Here is a 12,511-nt window from a genome sequence, read left to right on the forward strand (position 1 = left end):
AGTAAAGGTGATATTTGGACATTTTTCTTCCAGAAATAGGTTTTATCAGCCTACTACTGGCACTGTGTATCACCAGTTTCCACGCCTTCTGTGGGATTGTGGGAGCATTCAAACACGCTCCGAGTCAAATGTCTCGGGGCGTGCTTTGCACGTCTCTACAATTTATTTTTCTTCTCATTGCCTTTATTTGCCTAACACTTAGTTTTATTAACAGTGATTTCTCGGTAGTTTATGTAGCACAACATAGCCATCGCTTATCTCCTTTAGTGATTAAAATTGCCGCTGTTTGGGGTGGTCATGAAGGCTCTTTACTTCTGTGGGTACTCTTTTTCTCCGGTTGGAGTACATTATTCGCTTGGCGCTATCGCCAGCAAAATAGTTCATTTTTCCCACTAACACTCGCCATATTAGCCGCCATGAGTATGGCATTATTGCTGTTTATCGTCTTTTATTCAGACCCTTTTGAACGGATCTTTCCACCTGCGATTGAGGGACGAGATCTCAATCCGATGTTGCAACATTGGGGATTAATCCTGCATCCCCCTTTACTGTATCTCGGCTACAGTGGCTTAATGTTAGTCGCGGCATTAGTATTAGCTTGGTTACTCGCTTACCCTTCAATTTTATCCGATGATGCTAGCCCCGCGATTGGACGCCTATGTTGGCGCTTTGCAATTCCAAGTTGGTGCATACTCACTTGCGGTATTATTCTGGGTTCTTGGTGGGCATACAGTGAATTAGGCTGGGGAGGATGGTGGTTTTGGGATCCCGTCGAAAATGCATCGTTGCTCCCATGGCTCTCGGCGACCGCACTATTACATAGCTTAGCCATCACCCGCAGAGTCGGATTATACCGCCACTGGTCAATGTTATTAGCGCTATTGACCCTCATTCTAGCTTTGCTCGGTACGTTGATTGTTCGCTCAGGGATCTTGGTTTCGGTTCACGCGTTTGCTTTAGATAATGTCAGAGCGGTTCCACTGTTTTTATTATTCAGTGTATTAAGCCTTGGCACACTCTTTATTTATGGCTCGAAAGCCAAATTTCCCCCCTCTCATTTAGAAAGAAAAGCACCCCGAGAAATTTATTTATTACTCGCCTTAATTCTATTTTCTATTGTTCTATTGATTGTGCTAATTGGTACACTCTACCCAATGATTTATGGGCTATTCGGGTTAGGAAAAATATCGGTAGGCGCGCCCTATTTCAATCAAGCCTTATTGCCGTTTGGTTTGATTATGTTGCTGGTTATTCTCGCAAGCACTATTCATTATCGAACGATTAATACCAGCAGCAAGGCATCACTCTATCGCCAATTTGGCACCATCCTAAAGGCTAAACTTCCTGCTTTAGTGGCTCACTCAGGGGTTTTGCTCTTCGCTGTAGGTATTTTACTTTCAGCCACAAATCGACATGAAGTTAGCCTGAATATTTCCGTTGGACAATCTATCTCGTTAGCGGGTTATCAATTTAAATTTGAGCAGTTGCAACTTGCCGCAGAATCGAATTACACCACAGAAAAAGCGCTAATTCAGGTTAAACAAAATCATCAATCTCTGTTTAATATCATTACAGAGCGCCGTTTATATTCAGCCCGACAACAACTCATGATTGAGCCGGGGATCCATTGGGGTTGGCTGCGTAACTGGTATGTGGTTTTAGGGGAAAAAACAGGTTCTGATCGTTACGCTATGCGTTTTTATGTTCAAGATGGGATCCAATGGATTTGGCTAGGTGGCTTCGTTATGTGCTTTGGGGCATTGATTAGCTGGGGTAGAGGACGCAAAAATGGTTAAATTCATTGTTAGCCTTTTATTGTTAATCTGTACTTTTAGTGTCCATGCTCAAATTGTCGATACATGGCAATTTAGCTCTTCTGAAGAACAAGAAATCTCATTACAGATTGCTTCTCAGCTACGTTGCCCACAATGCCAAAACCAAAATTTATTGGAATCAAACGCCCCTACCGCTGTCAGTATGCGCCATCAAGTTTTTAAAATGGTTGCTGAGGGGAAAGCAGAATCACAGATTATCGCTTATATGACCGAACGCTATGGGAATTTTGTATTATACAATCCATCCTTTTCTCTCGGTACATCATTATTATGGCTACTACCGTTACTCTCTATTATTACTATAATATTTATTTTATGGCGATTCGGATTATTTAAGAAAAAAAATAATCAGTCCGAAACTTCATTAATATTGATTGATAATCCTGATTATAGTGAAAGTCAGTTATTACCTTTAGATATTAAAAATACTGAACTAAGTAAATCTGTATGGTTTAAATATCATTATATTTTTATGAGCTTTATTTTAGTCGTTGTCATGGTAGGCTATTTTGCATTACCTCGTTTTCAATTAGTGCTTGAGTCCTACCAAGTGATGACCGATCCCATGCAATCTTTTACGCCTCTTCAACAAGAGACCCGTGACTTACAACGCTTGCAAGACGATATTCGCCAGACGCCTGACAATAGCGAGCTATGGGCTACGCTAGGTGAATATTATTTATATCAAAATAGCTATCAAAATTCCTTAATAGCCTACCGTTATGCCTTACAATATTCAGGCGAAAATGCACAGTTATATTCAGCTATTGCTGCCGTATTATATTATCAAGCTGGACAGCAGCTTACGGATGATGTGCAAAAAATGATAGACAAAGCACTGAGTCTAGATGAAAATGAAGTCACCGCTCTCATGTTATTAGCGTCAGATGCATTTATGAATGCAAACTACGCTACCGCGATTAATATCTGGCAAACATTACTCGACAACAATAGTAACCGAATTAATCGAGCACAAATTATTGAAGCAATTCAAATGGCAAAATTAATGGAAAATAATGCCAAATAATAAAATTTCTTTCTCTTTTATTTTCTTCTCAATAACTCACATTGATAAAAAATAATAATAAATTTAATTGTTAAATATTCTAATTTAGAACAATCAATATTATGAAAAATAAGATGTTTTCACTCTTAGTCTATACGCTTATTGCGGGTAGCGCTTTTTTAGCGGGGGTGATGGTTAACTACACACCGAACTTAGATATTGTCAAAAAATCACAGGCTGCTGTTGAGGATCTTTTAGATTATCCTAAAACTGTGGAATTTAAAGACGTTAAATACCATGAAATAAGAGAAACTCTCGATCATGGTATCTTGGGGTATGTCTGCGGTCAGGTTCTCGTTTTTGACGCTAGAAACACCTATAATTACCACCGCTTTATCGTAAAAACCTATCAACACCAAGATGGCCGAAATGTTGTCTCTATTCCATTATTAGAGAGAGAGGGAATAGAATTTCCTCTTGATGAATTTAATTCTATCTGGAATAAAAATTGTCAGAAATAAAAATTAATACTTAACAGAATATGATTAGTTCCCCCAGTAAGTGATTACTGGGTTGATTAGCTAATCTTGCCATTATTCATGCCCTCATTCTTTCTAGTTTGCTTAATCTCAAAAATAAACATGCGGTTCAGATAGCAATTCAGCTGTGCTTGATATACAGTTTTCCACTTTTTTCTTGGCACCCTAAATTTTGGAGGCGAAATGTTTATTGGTTTTGACTACGGCACATCTAACTGTTCTGTCGCAATGATGAAAGAGGGAAAACCTCAACTATTACCGTTAGAAGGAAATCACTTTTACATCCCATCAACCCTTTGTGCGCCGACAAGAGAGTCTGTCTCTGAACATTTATTTCGTCATCTGAATATCTCTCCAAGTGACCAAATTGGTCAGCAAATTTTACGCCGCTCTATCGCCTTTAACCAAGAGGAAGGCATTGAGTTAGTTCCTGAAGATATCGTCTTTGGTCAGGCGGCACTGGAACTTTACCTACGCGATCCTCGGGATGTTTATTACGTTAAATCCCCAAAATCATTCCTTGGTGCCTCTGGTCTTCATGAAACACAAGTCAGTTTCTTTGAAGATCTCGTTTGTGCCATGATGGCGAATATTAAGCACACCGCAGAAGCGACAACCCAGCAAGAGATCCTCGATACGGTTATCGGTCGCCCAATTAACTTTCATGGTCGCGGTGGAGAGCTAGCTAACCAGCAGGCAGAAGCCATTCTAATGAAGGCAGCTAAGCGGGCTGGATTTAAAAATATCGAATTTCAATTTGAACCCGTAGCGGCCGGATTGGAATATGAAGCAACATTATCACAAGACCAAATTATTCTGGTGGTTGATATTGGTGGCGGTACTACCGACTGTTCATTGATTCAGATGGGACCAAGCTATCGTGGTAGCCACGACCGCACTCAATCATTATTAGCCCACAGTGGTCAACGTGTGGGTGGTAATGACCTCGATATCTTTATTGCCCTAAAACAACTCATGCAGCTGTTTGGTATGGAAAGCCAATACCAATCAGGTATTAAAATGCCGCTGCTACAATTTTGGAATCCTATTGCAATTAATAATGTCGAAGCTCAAAAAGAATTTTATTCTCGACCAAACCTGACAGCTTTAACCCGTTTACAGCAAGATGCCGCAGAGCCAGCACTTATCGCACGATTACTTGAGGTTTACCACCAAACCTTGGGATATCGCATTGTACGTAAAGCAGAAGAAGCTAAAATTGCCTTATCCGATGATCTCAACTATTTAGCCCAAATCCCTTTAGCCAAAGAGCTGCTGGAGACGAATATCAGTCGAGAAAAAATGGTGGAATCCATTGAATCACCAAAAAGCAAAATGATTGAATTAGTCAAAGAAGCGGTAATTCAGGGGGGTGTACAGCCAGATGCAATTTTTGTCACTGGGGGAAGCGCGCGGTCACCAATCCTACATCAGGCAATCCAACAGCAGTTGCCAAATATTCCGATTGTTCGTGGGGATGATTTCGGTTCTGTGACCGCCGGTTTAGCACGCTGGGCACAAACTTGTTTTAACTAATTGATCATTAACTATGCCGCGTTGAGCGGCATGGTTATTTTACGATTCAGATATCAATCGTCCGTCTTTCAGATAACTGATTTTACTTGCCATCAATTGCGCTTCATCTTCACTGTGGGTCACTAACAACGCAGTTTGTCCCGCTTCACGTAAAATATCTCTGACTTCTTGCCCTAAACGTTTTCGGCTATCTGGGTCTAAACTCGATAATGGTTCATCAAGAAGCAAGACTGCAGGTTGAGGCGCTAAGGCACGTGCTAAAGCAATACGTTGCTGTTGTCCACCAGACATTTCATGAGGATAACGACCCGCCAGCTCTTTCAACTCCACTAAATCTAGCAATTCATGTACCCGAGCATGTTGATATTCTTTCGGCTGTTTTCTCAAACCAAAAGCAATATTCTGCGCCGCGGTTAAATGAGGAAATAACGCATAATCCTGAAACACCATTCCCACATTGCGTTGTTCTGGAGGAAGATGAATTCCATCCCCTGCTACACAGCGTCCGCCCACATAAATCGAGCCCTTCTCTACATGTTCAAAGCCAGCAATAGCGCGTAATGCCGTCGTTTTACCACATCCAGAAGAACCAAGTAAACAGCCAATTTCCCCTGCCCCTATGTGCAAAGAAAAGCCATTCAAGACATGGTTTCGTTGATGTTTACTCCCATAAGAGACATGCACATTATCAAGAACTAACATTGTGTCTGACACCTTGAGACTTCCTTATAGTTATTGTTGTTTTGACTGGGATGAAGATAATTGACTACGCGCCAGTAATATCACGGGAAGCGTTCCTGCCAATACAATCAATAATGCAGCAATGGCTCCTTCTTCGTAGGTGCCTCGTGCCGCTTCGGCATACAATGAGGTTGCCAATGTTTCAAAGTTAACAGGCCGGAGTAGCAATGTAGTTGGCAGCTCTTTCATCGCATCAGCAAACACCAATAAAGCACTGGTCACTAATGCTGGGCGCAGCAAGGGCAAATGTACGCGGAAAAAGGTTCTGGATTCACTTTCCCCCAGTAATCTTGACGCTTGTTCCATGCTCGGTGGAATTCGCGTTAATCCCGCATCAATCGCCCCTATCGAAATCGCCATAAAGCGGATAGAACAGCAGATAACTAACAAAATTCCCGACGAAAGCAACGGTAAGCCCCGATAGTTGAATAATTCAGCCAACACATTATCCAATGCCATCCCCGGCGTTAATAATCCAATAGCCAGCACCGTTCCCGGAACGGCATACCCCAGTGAAGCCACTTTCATTAATGTACGTCGAGTTTCTGGAGAGCCTCCAGAAATTGCACTTGATCTCGCATACCATGCCACAATCAAACTCACCAACGTCACCACGACGGTCACGCCCGTCGCTAATAATAATGAATTTTGTAATGATTGTAGGAGGCTGGTAGAGATTTCCATGCTATCGCTGAGTCGCTTGATACTTTCCCAGCCTAAAAATAGCGCCGGCGCAACAAAGCCTAATAATACGGGCAGTAAAGTACATAAGGTCGCCAACCACGCGTGAACGCCCGTTAACCGAGTCGGTAAAATTCCTCGCATTTGCCGACCGGTACTATAACGTTGATTCTTGCGTCCATAATATTCCAAGGCCAGCAGTAAAATAATCACTGTTAACATTGAACACGCAATTTGCGCTGCTGCCGCTAGGTCTGAGCGAGTTACCCAAGTGGTATACACCGTGACTGTCAGGGTGTTTATACCTAGGAATTCTGAAGCACCGATATCATTGAGGGTTTCGAGTAGCGCTAAGCTCGTTCCAACCACCAGCGCAGGACGAGCCATGGGTAGAGCAACACGAAAAAATGTTCCTGTCGAGCTCAATCCGAGAGTACGAGCGGCCTCCAATAAATGCGCTGGCTGGCTCATAAACATGGCTCGCATGGTGAGGTAAACGTAGGGATATAGCACCAGCCCCAATAATAAAATAGCCCCCGTCATGGAGCGCAAGTCAGGAAGCCTAAACTCTCGAGGGCCGCTATAGCCTAATAAACTGCGAATAACTTCTTGAATCGGGCCGATGGGATGCAGTAAATCGAGCCACGCAAATGCCACAATATAGGTGGGCATGGCAAGGGGAAGCAATAATGCCCAACTGAATAGCCGTTTTCCCGGGAAATCAAATGCCGTAACTAACCAAGCACAGCCTGCCCCGATAACCATGACCAACACGCCAACACCAAGTAATAACATCAGGGTATTGAATGTCGCGCCCGGTAATACGTACTTCAGCAAGTGTTCCCAATGACTGACACCCGAACTTGCGGCAAGCCATAATAGAAATAATAAAGGGGTCATCACGCCAAGCGTAATGACCACAACACAAATACTTAACGGCGAAAAACCAAAACGTGGCAACCCGAAGGCGCCACGCTGATTGGATAAGCCTGTTTTATTGATCGAATCCAACTTTATCTACCAACTGGCTAGCTTGTTTACGGTATTTAACGATCTCAGTCAGTGGGATGTTATCGACATTAATTTCACCAATCGCACTGTTAATCGTGGCATCCAAAGGAACCCCTTTGCGAATTGGATATTCATAGTTTGCTTGTGCATACAGCTGTTGAGCCGGAACTGAAACCAGATATTCCATCAATTTCACAGCTTGCTCTTTATGTGGTGCATTACGAGCAACCGCTGCGCCAGTGATATTGACGTGAGTGCCACCATTGGTGAAGGTTGGCTGAACCACTTTAATTGCATCACCCCATTGACGGGCATCAGTGCCCTCTTTGGCATTTTTCATGTGACCAACATAATAGGAGTTCGCTAAACCCACATCACAGATACCCCCCAGAATGTCGCGAGCAACATCACGGTCACCACCAGCTGCTTTACGAGCTAAATTATTTTTCACGCCGCGTAACCAAGCTTCAGTTTTCGCTTCACCATCATGGGCGATCATCGCTGCAACTAACGCTGTGTTGTATGGATGTTGACCTGCACGAATACAGATTTTACCTTTCCATTGTGGGTCGGCTAAGTTTTCATAAGTAATGCTGCTTAATGGCATGGATTTTTCTGCATACAAGACGCGGGCACGCATCGATAAGCCAAACCATTGATTATCTTTATCACGTAAGGAAGCCGGGATCACTTCAGTTAATACTTCAGATTGAACCGGTTGCGTCACACCCGCATCAACTAAATCAATTAAGTTCCCAGCATCAACTGTCATTAATAAGTCCGCTGGAGAGTTTTTACCTTCGGCTTTAACGCGTTCTAACATGCCATCTTTAATGTAGACAGTATCCACGTCAATGGCAGTTTCTTTCGTAAAAGCATCCAGAAGCGGCTGGATTAATCCAGGTTCGCGAGTGGTGTACAAAGTCAGGGAATCTTTTGCCATCGCTGGCAATGCGCAGGTAACAATAAGCGATGAGGCCAATGTAATTAAACGAGTCTTATTACGTAAAAAATACATTTTTTTCAACATATTGCGATCTTCTCCAAGGTGAAGTGATGCTTAAATTTATTTATTGAGTATTTTTGGTAAGTCGAAAAAAGTATATATGATAACGAATCTCGTTTGCAAATTATTTCCATTCGTAAATAATCAAGATTAATAATAATTAAAATTAATTAATGCAGAATAATTGATTTTATTATTTGAATAAGGTTAAAAATTAAAAAAGGACACCCTGAGATGTCCTTTAAAATCAATAAAATTAGATATTTTTATACATCTAGTTCGGTATCGGATAATCCCAGCAGCCTTAATGCCCCTTCCATTAGAATGGCTTTTCCATGGAATGAAAATAGCGCTAACTGGCGCTGGTCTCTCTGCGGGTAAATTCGGCTACTCATCGTCGCCTCTCCCTCATTCACAAAGACCTCAACAGAAGAAAAATCGATAAATATTCTTAACTTGAGAAGGTTTGTTTTTGGCAAAGGAATACTACGATAACCATCCAAACCATATTCAGGATAATGACGCCACAGAACCAACCGTTCAGCTTGATTATCAACATATAATTCAAGCCCATTTCCTAAGCACATTCCATAGCGCTCAGCCTGACTATCTTGGATATTCCACGTGATTTCTAGCTCAACGCTACGGGCATCTTTAAATAAAACCTCCGTTCCAGTGATTGATTGAGCAACAATAGGCGTACTTTGTTGGCGCAATAATTCAATCTCACGCACCGGACGCTGGCAAAGTTTGCCATCACGTTCGAATAATTCACGAGGTAATGTTAAACAACCCGCCCATTTTTCTTGCTTAGAAGGCATAGGCGATTCCCACATATCCATCCACGCCATAATCACTCGACGACCATCTTCCGTTGTAAAGGATTGTGGTGCATAGAAATCATGCCCATGATCCAACTCATGGAATGTCGATGTCAGTGCAAATGCGCTATTTGGCTGCCAGTGACCTTGCAACACACCGCATTGAAAACGATTACGATATTGATAACCTTCACTTTTTTTACCCTGCGGAGAAAACATTAAATAATGATGGTCTCCGCAAGGGAAGAAATCAGGGCATTCCCACATGTAGCTATCGCCAAATTCGGAGTGAGCAAGTACTCGCTCAAGTTGCCAATCACGTAGGGATGTACCACGGTACAATAAAACTTGCCCTACATCGGCAGCATCTCGAGCACCAATAACCATCCACCAATATCCATCTTGTTGCCACACTTTAGGGTCACGAAAATGCATGATGCCCTCTGGCGGTGTCAGAACAACACCTTGCTTTTCAAAATGGATTCCATCTTCACTGGTTGCAAGGCACTGAACTTCACGAATACCACTATCATCTCCGGGTTCTTTCAACCAAACATGTCCGGTGTACAACAGGGAAAGCACGCCATTATCATCAACTGCGCTGCCAGAAAAACAGCCATCGCGATCATATTCATCACCGGGAGCTAAAGCGATGGGTTGATGCTGCCAATGCACCATATCGGAACTTGTTGCATGCCCCCAATGCATCGGCCCCCAATCTTCACTCATAGGATGGTGTTGATAAAAAGCATGATAGCGCCCAGCAAACCAAGTTAAGCCATTGGGATCGTTCATCCACCCTGCCGGTGGCGCTAAATGAAAAGAGGGATAAAATTCATCGCCGCGATGAGCTTGGAGTTGTTCGAGCGCTAATTGCGCAGTTTGAAGTTTCTGTTTCATAGTTCTACCGTTTTTTTCTGAATACTGACATTGTGAACTTTTGAGCTGTTTTCAGATTTCAGCAGCACACAAGAAATAATGGTTAACGTAAAGACAATACCCGCCAAAATCATATAGGTATCCGCAAAGCCAATCCGGTCATAACTGATCCCAGCTAATGGGGATAGCACCGTGGCGCACAGTGAGGCAATAAACTGGAAGCCCACGAGATAAATTGTGGCAGATAAACGCTTATCGAAAACTGTAGTGATATATTTAAATAAAGATATCAGTAGGATAGGAAGTTCAACGGCATGAAGTAATTTCATGAAAGAAATCGTAATGGTGTCATCTGCCAAACCCGAACCTAAGATACGTAGCGCCATTACAAATCCACTGAGGAGTAATCCATTCTTGGCGCCAATTCGGTTGACTAAGAATGGGGCTAAAAACATGCCGCCTGCTTCTAGAAAAACTTGCAGTGAATTCAGGTAACCAAACATTTCATTACCATGACTTTGTTCACTAAATAGTGAGGCAAAATAGATTGGGAATTGTTGGTCATATACGTTATAGACGCTGACGCCACACACAAAAACGACCAGAGACCAAAATGAACGCATTTTGAGTAACCCCAAGGCATCTGACAGTTTTAGTGCATTACTTTTACCAAATTCCAGCTCATTCATCGCTTGAGGACGAACATCACTTAATCTCCATAATAAAATGATGAAAATTAATGCGGATACCGATCCCATCGCGAAATTATAATTTGGATTAATATTGAATAAGATACCGGCGAAGAATGTCGCTCCAGCCCATCCCAATGATCCCCACATGCGCGCTCGACCATATTCGAATCCCGCTATTCGACTTACGCGCTCAGTGTAAGATTCTAAAGCCCCGATCCCAGCGAAAAACGTTGCCCCGACATACACGCCTAAACTGATTGATCCGAGGAAAATATTCCAACGTAACAACGGAGTACAAACAAAAATAAACCATGGACCACTGATCACCAGCATCACACCAATGTACCAAAGTAAGTTTTTGCGTAATCCAAGCTTATCTTGGATAAATCCATAAAGTGGCTGGGCACAGAATGCGGTTAAACTGATCACCGAGAAGATAATTCCCGTATCCGTTCCCTTTAAGCCCACCTTCTGACTGAGCCAAAGAGAGACCAGCGAAAACGCAGATGACCATGTCCAAAAAAAGGTGAATAGCAAGCCGCTAAGGATAAAATAAGCGTGCCGAGTTGCTCCTATTATCTTTCCCATACCTAAATTCTCATTGATGAAATTGCACTCATTGTTAGGCGTAATGGCAGTAGATTGAAAGTGTTACTGACCCAATTATGCGATGTTAATCACAATTGTTAACGTTAACATAATGGGTTTGTGATGATTATCACGTAAGCCTTAGGTTCCGAATCCCTTCACTGATAATTGGTTGTTATACTCGCAAGTAACACACGTTGGCACCACGCCATAAAAACTGATTTAGGAAAAATACACATGACAGCAAAAGTATGGGTTCTTGGGGATGCCGTTATTGATTTAATACCTGAAAAACCCGGTGTTCTATTACAATTACCGGGTGGTGCTCCTGCAAATGTGGCTGTAGGAATTTCTCGCCTAGAAGGTCGTAGTGGTTTTATTGGACGAGTCGGCGATGATCCCTTCGGTAAATTTATGCAACGTACACTACAGCAAGAGAACGTTGATACTACCTATATGAAACGGGATCCCAAGCACCGTACTTCAACCGTGGTTGTCGAACTGGATGAGGACGGTGAACGTACCTTTACATTTATGGTTCGTCCGAGCGCAGATTTATTTATCGAACCAACCGATTTACCCGTGTTTAAAGCCAATGAATGGCTACATGTTTGTTCGATTGCTCTGAGTGCAGAACCAAGCCGCAGTACAACATTTTTAGCTATGGAACAAATCCACAATGCTGGCGGCATGGTAAGTTTTGACCCTAATATCCGCACGGATTTATGGCAAGATAGCAATTTACTTCGAGAATGTTTACATCGCGCCTTAGAACTCGCTTCCGTCGCTAAATTATCAGAAGAAGAATTATTGTTTATTAGTGGTGAACTCGACCTACATCAAGGTATTGAAATACTAGCTAATCGCTATAATTTAAAACTTTTACTGGTCACTTTAGGTAAAGATGGCGTCATGGTGTATTGGAACAGTAAAGTTCGTCATTTTTCAGCAAGACCTGTTATGGTCGTTGATACCACAGGCGCAGGAGATGCTTTTGTCGCAGGTCTACTCGCTGGATTAGCCGTTCATGGATTACCGAGTGATGAACAAACTCTTGGCGTGATCATTGAGCAAGCTCAAGCTTGTGGCGCATTAGCGACAACCGCCAAAGGTGCCATGACTGCACTGCCATATCGCAAAGATTTAGAGCGCAGTTTATAAACTGAGCACTGATGA

10 protein-coding genes are annotated in these 12,511 nt (G+C 42.5%); 5 read left to right on the forward strand and 5 right to left on the reverse strand.

Going from position 1 to position 12,511, the window contains the following annotated elements:
• The first annotated feature begins 14 nt into the window (after nucleotides 1-14).
• The 4 genes from EL244_RS12875 (at nucleotide 15) to yegD (ending at nucleotide 4,916) form a co-directional block, all read left to right on the forward strand.
• Nucleotides 15-1,796, forward strand: coding sequence for a heme lyase CcmF/NrfE family subunit (locus EL244_RS12875; protein WP_126461366.1), 1,782 nt, complete (start codon nucleotides 15-17; stop codon nucleotides 1,794-1,796).
• Nucleotides 1,789-2,862 (forward strand): heme lyase NrfEFG subunit NrfF, encoded by a 1,074-nt coding sequence (nrfF, locus tag EL244_RS12880; RefSeq protein ID WP_126461369.1) that lies wholly within the window; start codon nucleotides 1,789-1,791, stop codon nucleotides 2,860-2,862. Before EL244_RS12875 ends, nrfF begins: the two co-directional genes overlap by 8 nt.
• Before the next feature lie 101 nt (nucleotides 2,863-2,963).
• A complete protein-coding gene (locus tag EL244_RS12885; protein WP_126461372.1) occupies nucleotides 2,964-3,362 on the forward strand; it encodes a hypothetical protein in 399 nt (132 codons plus the stop codon).
• Between the two features lie 201 nt (nucleotides 3,363-3,563).
• Nucleotides 3,564-4,916, forward strand: a complete 1,353-nt coding sequence (gene yegD, locus EL244_RS12890) for a molecular chaperone (protein ID WP_126461375.1) — start codon at nucleotides 3,564-3,566, stop codon at nucleotides 4,914-4,916.
• A 39-nt stretch (nucleotides 4,917-4,955) separates the two neighbouring features.
• Here the strand turns inward: yegD and EL244_RS12895 are convergent, their stop codons facing one another.
• The 5 genes from EL244_RS12895 to EL244_RS12915 all read right to left on the reverse strand — a co-directional run bounded on the left by EL244_RS12895 (nucleotide 4,956) and on the right by EL244_RS12915 (nucleotide 11,335).
• A complete protein-coding gene (locus tag EL244_RS12895) occupies nucleotides 4,956-5,630 on the reverse strand; it encodes an ABC transporter ATP-binding protein (RefSeq protein WP_126461378.1) in 675 nt (224 codons plus the stop codon).
• Between the two features lie 18 nt (nucleotides 5,631-5,648).
• A complete protein-coding gene (locus tag EL244_RS12900) occupies nucleotides 5,649-7,349 on the reverse strand; it encodes an ABC transporter permease (RefSeq protein WP_126461381.1) in 1,701 nt (566 codons plus the stop codon).
• Nucleotides 7,333-8,367, reverse strand: a complete 1,035-nt coding sequence (locus EL244_RS12905) for a Fe(3+) ABC transporter substrate-binding protein (protein ID WP_126462854.1) — start codon at nucleotides 8,365-8,367, stop codon at nucleotides 7,333-7,335. The genes EL244_RS12900 and EL244_RS12905 overlap by 17 nt, the downstream gene beginning before the upstream one ends.
• A 254-nt stretch (nucleotides 8,368-8,621) precedes the next feature.
• Nucleotides 8,622-10,076 (reverse strand): glycoside hydrolase family 32 protein, encoded by a 1,455-nt coding sequence (locus EL244_RS12910; RefSeq protein ID WP_126461384.1) that lies wholly within the window; start codon nucleotides 10,074-10,076, stop codon nucleotides 8,622-8,624.
• Nucleotides 10,073-11,335, reverse strand: a complete 1,263-nt coding sequence (locus tag EL244_RS12915) for an MFS transporter (protein WP_006815086.1) — start codon at nucleotides 11,333-11,335, stop codon at nucleotides 10,073-10,075. The genes EL244_RS12910 and EL244_RS12915 overlap by 4 nt, the downstream gene beginning before the upstream one ends.
• 237 nt (nucleotides 11,336-11,572) lie before the next feature.
• Between EL244_RS12915 and EL244_RS12920 the strand changes: the two genes are divergently transcribed.
• On the forward strand, nucleotides 11,573-12,496 hold the full coding sequence (locus EL244_RS12920; RefSeq protein ID WP_126461388.1) for an aminoimidazole riboside kinase: 924 nt from the start codon (nucleotides 11,573-11,575) through the stop codon (nucleotides 12,494-12,496).
• Nucleotides 12,497-12,511: the final 15 nt, after the last annotated feature.

The sequence above is a fragment of the Providencia rustigianii genome, assembly GCF_900637755.1.
GTDB lineage: Bacteria > Pseudomonadota > Gammaproteobacteria > Enterobacterales > Enterobacteriaceae > Providencia > Providencia rustigianii.

Coding starts and splice junctions, on each gene's coding strand:
- EL244_RS12910 (WP_126461384.1), bottom strand. CDS start 10,076: ATGAAACAGAAACTTCAAACTGCGCAATTAGCGCTCGAACAACTCCAA.
- EL244_RS12905 (WP_126462854.1), bottom strand. CDS start 8,367: ATGTATTTTTTACGTAATAAGACTCGTTTAATTACATTGGCCTCATCG.
- EL244_RS12885 (WP_126461372.1), top strand. CDS start 2,964: ATGAAAAATAAGATGTTTTCACTCTTAGTCTATACGCTTATTGCGGGT.
- EL244_RS12915 (WP_006815086.1), bottom strand. CDS start 11,335: ATGGGAAAGATAATAGGAGCAACTCGGCACGCTTATTTTATCCTTAGC.
- nrfF (WP_126461369.1), top strand. CDS start 1,789: ATGGTTAAATTCATTGTTAGCCTTTTATTGTTAATCTGTACTTTTAGT.
- EL244_RS12920 (WP_126461388.1), top strand. CDS start 11,573: ATGACAGCAAAAGTATGGGTTCTTGGGGATGCCGTTATTGATTTAATA.
- yegD (WP_126461375.1), top strand. CDS start 3,564: ATGTTTATTGGTTTTGACTACGGCACATCTAACTGTTCTGTCGCAATG.